This window comes from Idiomarina sp. MD25a (assembly GCF_001870515.1).
Taxonomy (GTDB): domain Bacteria; phylum Pseudomonadota; class Gammaproteobacteria; order Enterobacterales; family Alteromonadaceae; genus Idiomarina.
On sequence record NZ_MDGT01000003.1, the window covers coordinates 1,135,292 to 1,150,041 of the forward strand.

The following is a 14,750-nucleotide window of genomic DNA, read 5'->3' on the forward strand; positions in this document are numbered from 1 at the left end:
ACATTGACCTGACCAACTGGGTAACACATGGCGACAAATTATATTTTCGTAACCGGCGGCGTTGTATCCTCGCTGGGGAAAGGTATTGCTGCAGCTTCACTGGCTGCGATTCTTGAAGCACGGGGCCTGAATGTCACCATTCTAAAGCTCGACCCTTACATTAACGTCGATCCAGGCACGATGAGCCCGATCCAACACGGTGAAGTTTTCGTCACCGTCGATGGCGCAGAAACAGACCTCGACTTGGGTCATTATGAGCGTTTCATCCGTACCCGCATGACCAGTCATAATAACTTTACCGCGGGGCGCGTATACGAGGATATTATCCGTCGTGAGCGTAAAGGTGAATTTCTCGGCGCGACCATTCAGGTCATCCCACATATCACCAATGAAATTAAGCGTCGCATTATTGAGGGCGGTAAAGGCTCGGATATCGCGATTATCGAAATCGGTGGTACCGTGGGTGATATCGAATCACAACCTTTCTTAGAAGCGATTCGCCAACTTGGCACCGAAGTCGGCCGTGATCACACCTTGTTTATGCATTTGACGTTAGTGCCTTTCTTAGGCGCTGCGGGCGAGGTAAAAACCAAGCCTACGCAACACTCTGTGAAAGAGCTGCGCTCGATTGGTATTCAGCCGGATGTTTTAGTTTGTCGTTCGGACCGTTCGCTGCCACCTTCAGAGCGTTCAAAAATCGCGCTTTTCACTAATGTCGAGGAAAAAGCCGTCATTGGTCTGCGTGATGTCGATAGTATCTATAAGATCCCGTCGATGCTGAAGTCGCAAGGACTCGATGAGATCGTGACGCATCGCTTCCGTCTTGATTGCCCAGAGGCTGACTTAAGCGAATGGGAGCAAGTACTGTATCAAGAATCGAATCCTAACGGCGAAGTGACCGTCGGTTTTGTCGGTAAGTATGTTGAGTTACCGGATGCGTATAAATCGGTTAATGAAGCCCTCGCACACGCAGGTTTAAAAAACCGGCTTACGGTTAATATTCGCTATATTGATGCACAAGACATCGAAACCAAAGGCACCAGTAAATTAGCAGATGTCGACGCTATTTTAGTGCCGGGTGGTTTTGGTGATCGGGGTATCGATGGCAAGTTAAAAGCCGCGCAGTATGCGCGTGAAAATAATATTCCGTATTTAGGTATTTGCTTAGGTATGCAAGTCGCGCTTATCGAATACGCACGTAATGTGGCTGGCCTGAAAGACGCAAATAGCACTGAGTTTGAACCGGATTGTAAACAACCGGTGGTGGGTTTGATTACTGAATGGATGGACGCCAACGGTCAAAAAGAGCTACGCGATGAGAGTTCTGACTTAGGTGGCACGATGCGTTTAGGCGCTCAGCAGTGTCATTTAGAGAAAGGTTCTAAAGCAAGCAAAATGTATGGCGCTGAAGTGATCGAAGAGCGTCACCGCCATCGCTACGAAGTCAACAATAACTACATCGAAGCGTTAGAAAAAGCTGGCTTAAAGTTTTCGGGCTTCTCGCATGATAAGCGTCTTGTTGAAGTGGTTGAGATTCCTGAACACCGCTGGTTTATCGCGGTTCAGTTCCACCCGGAATTTACTTCGACACCGCGCGACGGTCATGGCTTATTTAAAGGCTTTATCGAGGCCGCCGGTCAGTTTAATAAAGAGCGTTTAGGTTAATTAATAAGGATTTTATAATGAGCACAATTACCCGTATTGTTGCGCGTGAAATTATGGATTCGCGTGGTAACCCAACGGTAGAAGCGGACGTTTATTTAGAGTCAGGCCACATGGGTCGTGCTGCCGCACCCAGCGGTGCTTCAACAGGTTCGCGTGAGGCACTTGAGTTACGCGACGGCGATAAAAACCGTTACTTAGGTAAGGGTGTTGAGCAAGCGGTTGCGAATATTAATGGCGCCATTGCAGAGGCATTAAACGGAGCCGAAGCGGTTAACCAAAACGCGATTGACGAAATCATGTTGCGCTTAGATGGTACCGACAATAAAGAAAAACTCGGCGCTAACGCTATTTTGGCCGTTTCTTTGGCCGTCGCTAAAGCAGCTGCAGCCTATAAAAATATGCCGTTGTACCAGCACATTGCTGAACTCAACAATACGCCTGAGACATACAGCATGCCACTACCGATGATGAACATCCTTAACGGTGGTGAACACGCGGACAATAATGTCGATATTCAAGAGTTCATGATTCAGCCGGTTGGCGCATCAAGCTTTAAAGAAGGCTTGCGTATGGGGGCTGAAATTTTCCATGCGCTGAAAAAAGTGCTTCAGCAGCGTGGTTTGAGCACTGCAGTGGGCGATGAAGGTGGTTTCGCGCCGAACTTAGGCTCTAACGAAGAAGCTCTACAAGTGATCGTCGAAGCAGTTGAAAAAGCAGGCTACCGCATGGGTGATGACGTAACGCTTGCATTGGACTGTGCTGCATCTGAGTTCTACAAAGAGGGTCAGTACAATCTGAGCGGAGAAGGCAAGTCCTTTGATGCCGAAGGATTCGCCAGCTATCTTGCTGAGTTATGTGATCGTTATCCGATTATTTCCATTGAAGACGGTTTAGATGAGTCCGATTGGGATGGTTGGAAAGTGTTGACTGAAAAGCTAGGTGACCGTGTGCAGTTGGTAGGTGATGACCTGTTTGTGACTAACACACGTATCTTGCAAGAAGGTATCGACAAGGGGATCGCAAATTCAATTTTGATTAAATTTAATCAGATTGGTAGTCTGACAGAAACCTTGGCAGCGATCGAGATGGCGCGTAAAGCAGGTTACACTGCGGTTATCAGTCACCGTTCGGGTGAGACTGAAGATGCAACCATTGCAGATTTAGCAGTTGGCACAGCCGCCGGTCAAATTAAAACCGGCTCGCTTTGCCGTTCGGATCGTGTAGCCAAATACAATCAATTGCTACGCATTGAAGGTGAGTTGGATGGCAAAGCGCCATACCGCGGTCGACAAGAAGTCAAAGCTGGATAATTCGCAAGCCGACATTTTTCAGCCGATAGCAGAGCACAGCGATATCGCTGAGCTCTGCTCAGCTTTGTATGAAAGAACATTAATACAACTCTCACAAGAAGAGTTAGATGCCGGCTTATTGCGCCGACGTCTAGCGAGCCTTCCATTTTACGTGCGCCATGCCGCACACGGTTCATTGCAAGCGGCACAGCACAGTCCGTTACAACTCGATGCACAGAACGCCAGTTGGCAAGCGCCTCAGGCAACAACATGTCCAACGGGGACAGGCACAGCGCAAAAGCAACATGCGTGGTTTAAACAGCATGCGGCACTCGGGCTCGTGGTTCCCGTGCGCTACGAAACGAGTGAGTTTAAGACGATTGTGCTTGATAGTATTGACCGCGTCGATAGTAAGCATCATCGTGTGCATTTAAACTATCAGGGGTGGTTTAGCTTTAGTGGTGAGGGTGACTCATCTGATTTGACGTTGCTGAAGCCGACAAAACGTATTATGACAGCTGCCTGTTGCGGTCATCAATGGAATCATCGGGGGCGAATTAACCCCCGAACGCTCACCTTACGCGAACTATTGCTGGTAGCCACTCTAGACTGGCGTCAATTTAAAGTGGCACTCAAAATCGCGCGTTAAATGCCATTGGCTTCCATTTCGATGCGTGACGCCGCACCGTAAATCAGGCTTGCATCACCTTCGAGCTCACCCTCAGGTGTCGTGGTTGGCCAAAGCTCGTCAAGTCCCTGAATAACCTTACGCGTTTCTGCGATAGCCTCTTCGGCACCTGCTCGTTGTGCTTCAGACAACGCATCGAGACGGCTCAACGCGATTTGCTGAAATCCATATGCGTCTTGAAACTCATGCACATTGACCACCTGGTTTTGTTTGATACCAATGGCGTACTCATCGGCTGAGGTGAGTAACATGCTGGCGATACTTTTTAGTACTTCGGCTGCGGTCATTGATGCCAAAGGTTCGTTAGCCGCAATAGCGTCTTTCAATGCGGCATAGTTTTCCATGACGACAGCCTTATCGGCATCATTATTGACGCTATCGGCTAAATCGCTTAACGGTTTTGCGAAGCCCGGTAGGTCGCGTGCTTCGAATGCACTTACTAAGCCCGCGTAGAGCTCATCACCGGGGTGTTTCATATGGGTCTTTGCCATCTCTAAATGACCTTGTTCATATAGCTTCATGCCGACCCACAGATGACCACGTATTAAACCGAGTTGCGCTAAAAACGCTGAATCATTGGTGGTTAAATCTACGCTGACAGCGCCTTCACCTTCGCCTTCCATCATTGGGCCCGGCGCAGTGAGTAATGTAGCGGGGGCTAGGCTGGTATGTGGGCTGGTTGCCGCAACGGCACCTTGACTGATGACCATCGAGGCACCAATCGCCGAACTCACCGCAATCCAACTCTTGCGTTTTTCTCTCATCATGGAATCCTTGTTTTTGCTCAATGTTATTTCAGTTATAATCTCAAAAATGATAACTATTCGCAAATAAAAGGTGTGTTCTTGATATGATTATCCACTTACAGCAAGTCATCGATAAACCGACCATCGATGTGATTAATGAGAAACTTGCTCAGCATACCTTCACTGATGGCAAATTATCCGCGGGGGCAGGGGCTAAATCTGTTAAAAACAATCAGCAATTGAGTGTTGACCAAAAAGCGCAAGGACTGGTTGATTTTACGCTTCAGCGCATGCTGAGAAACCCCTGGGTGGAGGCTGCTTTACGTCCGAAAACAATTGCACGAAGCATGATCAATCGCTATCAAAATGAGCAAAGTTACGGTGTTCATGTGGATGACGCACTCATGAATCAAGCGCGCACCGATATCTCTTTTACACTCTCGTTATCTGCGCTTGACGAGTATCAAGGTGGTGCATTAACGATAGACGAACATAGTGGTGAGCGAAGCTGGCGCTTAGATGCCGGCGATGTGCTGATCTATCCAAGTCACTTTTTGCATCAGGTAGAGCCTGTGACAGCAGGTCAACGCACTGCGTTAGTTGGTTGGTGTCAGAGTTGGGTGAGAGATGCTCAGCAACGCGCCTTACTGTTTGATATGCAGCAAGCCGTCATGCACGAGTTTGAGACCGAGGGACGCAGTGAACAATACCTTCTGCTCTCTAAAAGCTATCAAAACCTGTTGCGAATGTGGATGGATTAATTATGAATTCACGATACAATGAACGATATTAGGTAGCCTAACTGATTGTGATTAAGGATATTTGCTGTTGCTAGATAGGTTTAAAGGATTACAACTTAATTTTCTTCATGGTTTGTTAGTCGTTGTATTTTTGGTCGGCATCGCCTGTGTTGAGTGGGTTATTCATTTAACCTCATCGCAGTATCAGCAGCTTAAAAGTAACCGAGCAACGACTGAATTAGTCGGTATTCGCTCTCAAATGGAGCAATTGTTTGGTGAAGCGTCTCGTGCAGCCTTTGCATTTTCTTCCTATTTCTCTGTGCAGCCTGTCACTGAACCGGTTAACACGCGCTTACTCGCGGTGTCTATTCTTAAAGAGAGTCCTGTGGTCAAACGAGTATCGGTTTGGCGTAACCAAGACTTATTGTTTGCCTATCCAATAACGCCGGCTATGACGTTATGGACAAGCCAAGCACCCAAGCAATACGATCTCACATCCCCCGTTGCACAGTTATTTGAAAACTATCAAGTTTCCGCCCCACGTTTGTTAGAGAATGGTGCTCTGGCGTTGGATGTGACATTACCAATCTATACCCGACACTTCACTTTCTCAGGATTTTACTGGGGTTCGGTACGGCTATTGGTTGATATATCAGAAATCATGCGACGCGTTCGTGAAGGGAGTGCTGCGGACTACGAGATTGCGCTAAGTCGCGCTTCGGTCGAAAAGCTGGGTGAGGAGGTTTTTCTCGGCAATCCTGATATTTTAAACACGGCGGATGCGACGACTGAACTTGATGTGTTTAATGAAACTTGGCAGGTCCATGCGCGTGCAAAACGCACGAATACAGAAGTCAGTGGCATGGGTTGGCTGCGCTTTTTCGGTTATGCCGGGGTCATTGTACTCGCCGCCGTCATCGCGCTACTGAGCCGCAGTTATCGTGCGTTGCATCAGCAAGCGCGGACGGATGTGCTGACAGGGTTGTTAAATCGTCGAGCCTTAACACAACGCTTTAAGGCGTTAGCCCTGCGCAATGATACACCTTTAGAGGTGATCTATATTGACTTGAATAAATTTAAGCCGATCAACGACCAATACGGACATGCCGTTGGCGACCGTTTTCTCATGCATGTGGCGTCTATATTGAATACTTACGTGAACGCCAAAGAAGCCGGTCGCATCGGTGGTGATGAGTTTGTCGTGTTACGTCCTCTCAAGTCGAGTGAAGTTGGCAAAACAGATGGTGTAAGAGCCATCGTTGAACACCTACGCGAGCATCCTTTTGTGTTCGAGAGGGGCGAGTTAACCATTCACGCCAGTGTTGGTCGTGCAGAGTTCCCAACCGAGGGGCGCTCGCTAGAAGAACTCTTACACGTAGCGGATGAACGTATGTACGAAGACAAAAATAAAGACGTTTAGTCTTCGTTGTCATTTCGATGTAGGCGTCGGTATATAACGAACGAGTAAACTGTGGGTACAAGTGCAAGCGCTATAATAAGTGCGATAAATAGACCTTGTGGGATAGTCCACCAAGCCCTCGATACTAATACCGCGCCAATAATGATAAAACAGTAACTTCCCAAGCGGTGGGTTTTGTACCAGACTTCATCACTGGCCAAGGTCCAAGGCGTACGAATACCAATAAAGAAGTTCTTCCGCAGCTTACCTAAGTAATTACCCAAACAGATAAATAAGACGCCCACACCGACAACAATGATTGTTGGTAACTCGAGGTCTGCACCGAGGGCAACACTCAATTGGACAACCTGAGTAAGTAGAAGAAAACCTAGCATCAAGTTGGTAATTAAGCCGACAGTCGTGCGGAAACTATCTATTTTGTAGCCTTTTGGGGATAGCACGTGAAGGCATTCCATGAGTGCCCATAGCCCGACCATGAGCAGTGTCATCAGCCAAGCGCCAAGAGGTTTGGACTGATAATCATCAATTTCCCCGGCGAAGTTCCAATGACTGGGTATTTCTTGTGGTAGCTGGTTATAAACCGCACCCACAAAAACGGCACTGAGTACGATGAATAACCAGCTTATCCAGCGATGTTTCCAAGAGAGCGTAAAGGTCATGAGTCCTCCTTGTGAGAAAATAGACCAAACAAGATCGCCATGACCTCTTCGGCGATCGAACTATTAAGCGAGTATATGAGCTGTTGTCCGCGGCGCTCGCGGCGCACTAACTCGGCATTCAGCAATAATGCTAAATGATGGGATAGCGAAGCCTTAGTAATTGAAAACTCCTCACTCAGCTCACCCGCACTTTTTGAGCCAGAGCGCAATACTCGGAGAATATCTCGGCGCGTGCCGTCGGCAAGCGCTTTGAACACCAGTTGTTGTTTCATTATGAAGACATTACCATTTCTTTAGATATTTAGATAATAGTCTAAATATCTAAAGTTGCAAGATTGCATTATGCTTATATCCCATCTTTAAGGACGCGCTATGAAACTGATATCGACTTGGCAAACAGAAAGGCTTGTGGTTAGACCGCTTAAAGAGACTGATGCGGAGTTTATATTAACATTACTCAATGAGCCTGAATTCATTAAACAAATCGCTGATAAGCAGGTCAGAACCATTGATAACGCTATCAACTATATCGAAACAGGCCCCCAATTGCAGTATCGACAGCATGACTTGGGCTTGATGTTGATGGTGCGTAAGCAGGATGATAAACCGATAGGATTAATGGGGTTGTTAAAGCGCGATTTTCTCGATGACCCTGATATCGGTTATGCATTATCTCAAGCATTCACAGGGCATGGCTATGCGATTGAAGCCGCTGTATCGTTAATGCATCGAGTGGCAGCGCATACTGCGTTAAATCGTATTAATGCTATTTGTAACCCAACTAATCAGGCTTCTCTCAATTTATTAGATAAACTGGGGTTTGTAAAACAAGGTATGATTGAGTTGCCCGATGATGGGCAACCCGTAGTGCTATTAGAAACTTTTGTTGAGCGTGGTGGTGGCTTAGATGGTGGTCAACCAGCCAAATGAGTCGGCCCGTTCACCCCATTGAATCTCATTTAGCGCACGGCGCAATAATTGCGTTTTAGGACCTTCTTCGCCGTTGCCGATGGTGATAGTTTGCTCGTTGTGAATCAGCGATCCAACCGGGGTCAGTACTGCTGCTGTACCCGATAGCGCCGCTTCGGTAGTTGGCTTTTGAGCGCGCTCGAGGAGCTCATCAACCGATAAAGTACGCTCAGTGACCGTCATACCCATGTCTTTGGCAAGTGTCAGAATGGAGTCGCGGGTAATACCATGTAAAAAGCTGCTATCCAAATCTTTGGTAATAACCTCATCACCGTCGATGAGTATGAAGTTGGCAGCGCCTGTTTCTTGCACATCCCCGTTTGGGCAAAACAGTACTTGGTCAGCATCGTATTGGGCGCGTGCTTGCATGATCGGATTTAATGCACTGGCATAGTTGCCACCACTTTTGATCATGCCCATGTGCGGAGCACAGCGCATGCCATCCGTTTCGATAAGTAGTTTTAATGGACGCGTGCCACCCGCAAAATAGTCACCCACAGGTGACAACAACACATACAGCAGCGACTGGGTTGCTGGGCTGGCCGCTTTACCAATCGCTGGCTCGGTGCCGATATGCGTTGGGCGTATATACATGGAACCAGGCGGGGTGGGGACTTCATTTTTAAAGTGTTTGACGATGTCGACGATCATTTGCTCGAGTAATTCAGCATCGACCTCGGGTAAAGCCAGCAATTTACTGCTCTGACGCATGCGTTTTATATTTTGATCGAGTCTAAAAATATGAACTGAGCCATCGGCATGTTTAAACGCTTTCAACCCTTCAAAACAGGTACTGGCATAGTGTAAAGCGTGTGCTCCGGGGTGCAATGACAAACTATCGGCTGCACTTATTTTAGGGGGATGCCACTGCCCATCACAGTATTCTGTAATACTCATTTCAGGCATGAAAACGGTGCCAAAAGCGGCCATATCAAACTCCTTTACGTTAAAATCGACGCTAGTTTATCACGAAATCTACGTAATTTAGCTAAGAAGGGTTTCGTTTCAGATACCAAATGGCGATTGGGATTTCCATCAACGCGTAAGTAATGAGGGTGTACCAGAACCAGTTAAGCGAACCACCCAGTAACAAAAAAGGATACCCAAGTCCCATGTATTTTGACCCTACGATGATAAGTGAAAGGATGATAGCGCTACCGCTCGCGATGGCTAGTTTACCCAAAGATTTACCCGCAACTCGCGGAAAAACGTGCAGATAACACACCAATAGAATCGAAAGATTCAGCAAAACAACTAAAAGTTCAGCGGGTAACATCTCGACTTAATTACTCCATATTGCCTGAAATAAAACGGATAAGCCTGATAGTAACATTAATCCCAATGTCAGTCGTTTAAACTGCTGTTCAACGACAAACTGTTGAAGATAATGTCCAAACAGAGCGCCCAGCATCGCGCAAGGTACCATCGCCAGGAGGAGTGTGAGGTGCGAGCGCTGGTAGACACCTTGTGTGCTAAAGGTCAGTACGTTAGCAATGGCAATGACTAAAAAGAACAGCGCCAAAGTGGCTCGAAAAGTTGTTTTATCAACTTTTGCATTGGCAAGAAATAAGATGACTGGCGGGCCACCTAACGTCATGAGTCCGTTTAGTATGCCTGATGTAGCGCCGACTCCGGCATGACCAGAACGGTAATTAAAGGTCGGTAGACTGCGACCACTGGCCAACACCGCGACCACCGTTAAGATGAGTATTCCTAGCAGCCATTGGATTGCACGTTCGTTGACCTCGACCAATAGTAAGCTACCAACAATGGAAAAAATAAAGCCAGCCCCGAGTAACCAAAGCCATTGTCGGGGATGAGCCGCATGTCGATTTTTGTAATAGATAATTGAACTTAACACCACATTTACGATAGATAGTGTCGGTGTGATGGTCGTCATAGGCAAAAATAGCGCTAGCAAAGGCACACTGACGAGACCTGAGCCAAAGCCACTGATGCCTTGTAAGGTTGTGGCAAAGAAAACAATCACTGCAGCATAGATATATTCCAAAAAAACACCTCAATGGCTTTGCATACTCAGTTTTAGACTTCATAATGGCACTAATACAGGTTTTCCAGAGCATTTTATGCGAATTGTCATCATTTTGCTGGTTAGCGTATTAGCAGCGCTACAATATCGTCTTTGGTTTGGTAAGAACAGCTTGCCAGACTATTGGCGTTTACAACAAGAAGTGCAGCATCAACGCAAAGCTAACGACAATCTAGCCCGTCGTAACGAAGTGCTTTACGCGGATATTAAAGACTTACGTGAGGGTGAAGACGCGCTAGAAGAGCGCGCGCGCAACGAACTCGGTATGATAAAAAAAGAAGAAGTATTTTTCCGTCTTGTCCACCCGAGGAGGCTTGAGCAGTAATATGTCATCTTCGTCGGGGATTAAGCTCGCGGCCATCGTTCCTGCAGCGGGTACCGGGAGCCGGATGCAAAGCGAGCAACCCAAGCAATTTATTCAGATCCACTCACAACCGTTACTATCACACTCGCTCGCTGCGATTCAGCGCGCTCCCCAAGTGCAACGTGTTTTTGTTGCCGTTAATCCAGCTGCAATCGCACTGTACCCTGATTGGCCGCGGCAAGTGGAAACCGTAAGCGGTGGCAAAACCCGTGCTGAATCCGTTCTTGCTGGATTAATCGCGGCCGAGCAACAGGGTTTTAGTCATGCGCTAGTGCACGATGCAGCAAGACCATGCTTGCCTTTGAGCGTCCTATACGATGTGATTGAGCAGGGCACGTCACAGGATCAAGGCGCTATTGTGGCTTTACCAGTACGCGATACTTTAAAGCGTGCTCAACCTAATCGTTCGACCATCAGCGGCACAGTTTCCCGTGAGCTATTGTGGCAAGCGCAAACGCCTCAGGTGTTTGCGATTAAGCCTTTGATAGCGGCTATTACGAAGATGGGCGTCGCTCATCCAGACCTTACCGATGAGGCTTCAGCGATGGAGTTTGCAGGTTATCACCCTCACTTGGTAATGGGATCCTATAAGAATATCAAAGTGACCTTCCCAGAGGATGTCGAGTTGGTCAGTTACTATTTAAACGAAGAGATTAATCACTCATGCTGAATATTCGTGTTGGTCATGGCTACGACGTGCACCGCTGGGGCGCAGAGAATAAGCCTTTAATGCTAGGTGGTGTCGAAGTGCCTCACTCTGATGGTCTTTTGGCACACTCAGACGGTGATGTTGTACTACACGCTATTAGTGATGCAGTGCTAGGCGCATTGGGGCTAGGTGATATTGGTCGTCACTTTCCCGACACCGATGACCAATTTGCGGGCGCAGACAGCGGTGAGCTACTGACTCACATTATGCAATTGGCTGCCTCGCGCAAATTTGCTGTCGGGAATATCGACGTTACTATCGTGGCTCAGCAGCCTAAAATGGCACCCCACATTGACGCAATGAGACAACGTGTCGCGGATTTACTGGATGTGGCGAGTGATGAGGTGAATGTGAAAGCGACAACAACGGAAAAGCTAGGTTTTGTGGGTCGGAATGAAGGTATAGCGTGCCATGCAGTGGTATTAATGGCGGGTCAGTCATGAGTCAGTTAGATGCGGCAATTAACCCAGTTAGGCTCAATTCAAAACGCACGCACGCGCAGTTCAAACGTTACCCTGAAGACTTCGTCGTGACCGAACGGCTTGATGTCGCTGACGATGGAGAAGGTGAACATCAGTGGTTGTGGATTCGTAAACGGGGGGCCAACACACAGTTCGTTGCACGCCAACTCGCTCGCTTTGCGGATACGTCACCTAAAAATGTGAGTTATGCGGGTTTAAAAGATCGTAACGCAGTTACTGAACAATGGTTTTCGGTGCAGTTGCCGGGGCAAGATACGTTGGATTGGCAACAGCTCAACAATGAAGAATTCCAAGTCCTCAAGGTGATTCGGCGACAAAAGAAGCTCAAGCTCGGCTTGCATGAGGCGAATCAATTTAAGATCCGATTACGTGATGTGGCAGACAGGGGATTGTTTGAACAGAACTGGAACACGCTCGTCAGGGATGGGACCTTGAATTATTTTGGCCCGCAACGATTCGGTCATGATCAGAATAACTTAACGCGCGGATTTGAATGGCTGCGAGCAGGTGGCAGTAACAAACGTGTGAAAAAGCCAGAGCAAAGTCGGCTACTGTCTTCAGTGCGATCATTCTTTTTCAACCAAATTGTTTCGTTACGGTATCAGCAGTATGGTTTTGAGACACTCGAAGGTGATTGCGTTATGTTATCCGGCTCACATTCGGTTTTTCATGTTGAGCAGTGGGATGATGAGCTAAAACAGCGTCTTGCGAGTGGCGATATTCAGTTAACGGGGGGGCAACCTGGCTGGGTATCTAAACCGCTCACTTCCGGCAAAGTGGAACAATTTGAAGCCGATTGCGTACGTCAGTGGGCTGATATTATTGACTGTTTAGCGTCAAAAAAGGTTAAAGCAAGCCGCCGTGCTATGCGTCTAGAACCCGTTAACCCAGAATTAAATTGGGAGGGGAGTGATGCAATGATCTGTTTTGAACTACCGAAAGGCAGTTTTGCAACTGCGTGTATTAGTGAACTTATTGATTTATCGGTGACTGAAAATGATGAAGATTCTGTTGAGTAATGATGACGGCGTTCATGCGCCCGGTATTCACGCGCTGTACCAAGCCTTAAAATCCATTGCTGAGGTCCGCGTGATAGCACCGGATAGAAATTGTAGTGGTGCGAGTAATTCACTGACCCTGCATAATCCACTGCGTTTGCAACAGCTCGATAATGGCTTTTACTCGCTCAATGGCACGCCGACTGATTGTGTCCATATTGGCACCAACTCGCCGTTTGCCGAAGAGGTTGATTTAGTGGTTTCAGGTATTAATGACGGACCTAATATGGGCGACGATGTGTTTTACTCAGGTACAGTGGCTGCTGCAATGGAAGGGCGGTTTAAAGGTCTGCCTGCCATTGCCGTATCGATGGGCGGACGCGGACATGACTACTACGATACAGCAGCGCAAGTGGTAGCCGAGTTGGTTGAAAGTATGGAGTCGAAGCCACTGCAACTGGATACCGTGCTCAATGTTAATGTTCCTTACGGACCTTATCATGACATTAAGGGTACACGAGTAACGCGGTTAGGCCGCCGACACCGCGCAGAAACCATGGTGCGTGACCGCGATCCTTTTGGTCGTGAGATCTTTTGGTATGGGCCTATCGGTCATCATTTAGATGATGCGCCAGACACTGACTTTGCCGCCATTCATGAGGGCTATGTATCGATCACACCATTAAGTCTGGACATGACAGCTAAGCGTCATCAAGACACGTTAGATCAATGGTTAGCGGAACGGGACGATGCTCAATAAAAATCATTCAGGGATGGCTAAGCGGCTGGTGCAAACTTTGACCCAAGCCGGTATTACTAACCAACGCGTGCTCGAAGTGATTCAAACCACGCCGCGAGAGCGGTTTATGCCCGAATCGCTCGCGCACAAAGCGTATGAAAATACAGCGTTACCCATCGGCAATGGACAAACGATATCGCAGCCATTGATGGTAGCAACGATGACGCAGTTGCTGATCCAGCATCATTGTCAGCATGTGTTAGAAATTGGTACCGGGTCGGGTTATCAGACCGCAATATTGGCACAGTTAGTCGATCAAGTATTCAGTGTCGAGCGCATCGCTCAATTGCAATACCAAGCAAAGCGTCGGTTACGTAGTCTCGATATTCATAATGTTGCGATGCGCCACGGTGACGGTTGGGAAGGTTGGAAAAGTAAAGCGCCATTTGATGGTATTATTGTCACCGCAGCCGCGAGTGAGTTACCCCATGCATTACTCGAGCAGCTTGCTGATGGCGGCGTGTTAATTATTCCGGTCGGTGAGTCAAAGCAAAGCCTGACTGTAGTCAGGCGTTTTGGTGATGAGTATGAACAGCAACGCATTGGTGATGTGCGATTTGTTCCTTTAGTGAAAGGGGCAGTTCAGTGAAGCTTTTTTCAAGGATGTACGATGCCGTGTTACGCTGGTCGCAACACGCACATGCGCAATGGATTTTGGCCGCGCTGAGTTTCTCAGAAGCGATTTTCTTTCCTATCCCGCCGGATGTCATGTTGGCACCCATGGCGATGACACAACCTAAACGGGCATTTAGATTTGCAGGTATAACAACACTAACCTCGGTATTGGGTGGCTGTGTTGGATTTGTGCTCGGTATGTGGGCCTATGAAGCAGCGGTTCTGCCATTTGTCGAATTGATGGGGTATCAGGATAAATTAGCAACCATTGTGAGTTGGTTCGAGCATTATGGTATCTGGGTTGTTTTCCTGGCTGGCTTTTCACCTATTCCTTATAAACTATTTACGGTGAGTGCCGGAATGTTGAGTATGGCGTTTTTGCCTTTTTTGCTCGCCTCAGCGGTCAGTCGGGGATTACGGTTCTACTTAGTGGCTTGGTTACTTCGTTGGGGCGGCCCTGTCATGGCGGTTAAATTGCGCACCTATGTTGATCGTATTGGTTGGGCTACCGTTATTATCGCGGTTCTTGTAGTCTTGGTAATTAAATTCGTTTAATA

Annotated in this window: 18 protein-coding genes; 13 read left to right on the forward strand and 5 right to left on the reverse strand. The window is 47.7% G+C overall.

Annotated features, from left to right (window positions below; all coding sequences use genetic code 11):
• Window positions 1–27: 27 nt before the first annotated feature.
• Genes BFR57_RS09405 through BFR57_RS09415 form a run of 3 tightly spaced genes read left to right on the forward strand, consistent with a single transcriptional unit; the run spans window position 28 to window position 3,603 of the window.
• Complete coding sequence (locus BFR57_RS09405; protein ID WP_071463697.1) at window positions 28–1,665, forward strand: CTP synthase; 1,638 nt, start codon at window positions 28–30, stop codon at window positions 1,663–1,665.
• Window positions 1,666–1,682: 17 nt separating this feature from the next.
• Window positions 1,683–2,975 carry a phosphopyruvate hydratase gene (gene eno / locus BFR57_RS09410; RefSeq protein WP_071463698.1) on the forward strand — a complete coding sequence of 431 codons (1,293 nt, stop codon included), beginning with the start codon at window positions 1,683–1,685 and terminating at the stop codon, window positions 2,973–2,975.
• Window positions 2,929–3,603, forward strand: a complete 675-nt coding sequence (locus BFR57_RS09415) for a hypothetical protein (protein WP_071463699.1) — start codon at window positions 2,929–2,931, stop codon at window positions 3,601–3,603. The genes eno and BFR57_RS09415 overlap by 47 nt, the downstream gene beginning before the upstream one ends.
• On the opposite strand, the gene BFR57_RS09420 is transcribed toward BFR57_RS09415, so the two are convergent.
• Window positions 3,600–4,409, reverse strand: coding sequence for a hypothetical protein (locus BFR57_RS09420; protein ID WP_253183621.1), 810 nt, complete (start codon window positions 4,407–4,409; stop codon window positions 3,600–3,602). The two genes, BFR57_RS09415 and BFR57_RS09420, sit on opposite strands and share 4 nt — an antisense overlap.
• An 83-nt stretch (window positions 4,410–4,492) precedes the next feature.
• On the opposite strand from BFR57_RS09420, the gene BFR57_RS09425 reads away from it, so the two are divergent.
• The gene (locus BFR57_RS09425) at window positions 4,493–5,149 is read left to right on the forward strand and encodes a Fe2+-dependent dioxygenase (RefSeq protein WP_071463701.1); all 657 of its coding nucleotides are present in this window, start codon (window positions 4,493–4,495) and stop codon (window positions 5,147–5,149) included.
• A gap of 67 nt (window positions 5,150–5,216) precedes the next feature.
• A complete protein-coding gene (locus tag BFR57_RS09430; protein ID WP_071463702.1) occupies window positions 5,217–6,548 on the forward strand; it encodes a GGDEF domain-containing protein in 1,332 nt (443 codons plus the stop codon).
• Here the strand turns inward: BFR57_RS09430 and BFR57_RS09435 are convergent.
• On the reverse strand, window positions 6,545–7,207 hold the full coding sequence (locus BFR57_RS09435; RefSeq protein ID WP_071463703.1) for an SdpI family protein: 663 nt from the start codon (window positions 7,205–7,207) through the stop codon (window positions 6,545–6,547). The genes BFR57_RS09430 and BFR57_RS09435 overlap by 4 nt on opposite strands.
• On the reverse strand, window positions 7,204–7,479 hold the full coding sequence (locus BFR57_RS09440) for an autorepressor SdpR family transcription factor (RefSeq protein WP_071463704.1): 276 nt from the start codon (window positions 7,477–7,479) through the stop codon (window positions 7,204–7,206). Before BFR57_RS09440 ends, BFR57_RS09435 begins: the two co-directional genes overlap by 4 nt.
• Window positions 7,480–7,579: 100 nt before the next feature.
• On the opposite strand from BFR57_RS09440, the gene BFR57_RS09445 reads away from it, so the two are divergent.
• Window positions 7,580–8,137 (forward strand): GNAT family N-acetyltransferase, encoded by a 558-nt coding sequence (locus BFR57_RS09445; RefSeq protein WP_071463705.1) that lies wholly within the window; start codon window positions 7,580–7,582, stop codon window positions 8,135–8,137.
• Here BFR57_RS09445 and BFR57_RS09450 read toward each other — a convergent pair.
• Window positions 8,111–9,106 carry a branched-chain amino acid aminotransferase gene (locus BFR57_RS09450; RefSeq protein WP_071463706.1) on the reverse strand — a complete coding sequence of 332 codons (996 nt, stop codon included), beginning with the start codon at window positions 9,104–9,106 and terminating at the stop codon, window positions 8,111–8,113. The genes BFR57_RS09445 and BFR57_RS09450 overlap by 27 nt on opposite strands.
• Before the next feature lie 352 nt (window positions 9,107–9,458).
• Window positions 9,459–10,187: a sulfite exporter TauE/SafE family protein gene (locus BFR57_RS09460; RefSeq protein ID WP_071463708.1), complete on the reverse strand. Its 729-nt coding sequence runs from the start codon at window positions 10,185–10,187 to the stop codon at window positions 9,459–9,461.
• A gap of 76 nt (window positions 10,188–10,263) precedes the next feature.
• On the opposite strand from BFR57_RS09460, the gene ftsB reads away from it, so the two are divergent.
• The 7 genes from ftsB to BFR57_RS09495 are packed head-to-tail and all read left to right on the forward strand — an operon-like array spanning window position 10,264 to window position 14,748.
• Window positions 10,264–10,551, forward strand: coding sequence for a cell division protein FtsB (gene ftsB / locus BFR57_RS09465; protein ID WP_071463709.1), 288 nt, complete (start codon window positions 10,264–10,266; stop codon window positions 10,549–10,551).
• Between the two features lies 1 nt (window position 10,552).
• Entirely contained in the window at window positions 10,553–11,260 is a 708-nt protein-coding gene (gene ispD, locus BFR57_RS09470; protein ID WP_071463710.1) for a 2-C-methyl-D-erythritol 4-phosphate cytidylyltransferase, read from the forward strand.
• Window positions 11,257–11,742 (forward strand): 2-C-methyl-D-erythritol 2,4-cyclodiphosphate synthase, encoded by a 486-nt coding sequence (gene ispF / locus BFR57_RS09475; RefSeq protein ID WP_071463906.1) that lies wholly within the window; start codon window positions 11,257–11,259, stop codon window positions 11,740–11,742. The genes ispD and ispF overlap by 4 nt, the downstream gene beginning before the upstream one ends.
• The gene (gene truD, locus BFR57_RS09480; RefSeq protein WP_071463711.1) at window positions 11,739–12,800 is read left to right on the forward strand and encodes a tRNA pseudouridine(13) synthase TruD; all 1,062 of its coding nucleotides are present in this window, start codon (window positions 11,739–11,741) and stop codon (window positions 12,798–12,800) included. Before ispF ends, truD begins: the two co-directional genes overlap by 4 nt.
• Window positions 12,778–13,539 carry a 5'/3'-nucleotidase SurE gene (surE, locus tag BFR57_RS09485; protein ID WP_083405106.1) on the forward strand — a complete coding sequence of 254 codons (762 nt, stop codon included), beginning with the start codon at window positions 12,778–12,780 and terminating at the stop codon, window positions 13,537–13,539. Before truD ends, surE begins: the two co-directional genes overlap by 23 nt.
• Entirely contained in the window at window positions 13,529–14,167 is a 639-nt protein-coding gene (locus tag BFR57_RS09490; RefSeq protein ID WP_071463712.1) for a protein-L-isoaspartate(D-aspartate) O-methyltransferase, read from the forward strand. Before surE ends, BFR57_RS09490 begins: the two co-directional genes overlap by 11 nt.
• Complete coding sequence (locus tag BFR57_RS09495; RefSeq protein WP_071463713.1) at window positions 14,164–14,748, forward strand: YqaA family protein; 585 nt, start codon at window positions 14,164–14,166, stop codon at window positions 14,746–14,748. The genes BFR57_RS09490 and BFR57_RS09495 overlap by 4 nt, the downstream gene beginning before the upstream one ends.
• The last annotated feature ends 2 nt before the right edge of the window (window positions 14,749–14,750 follow it).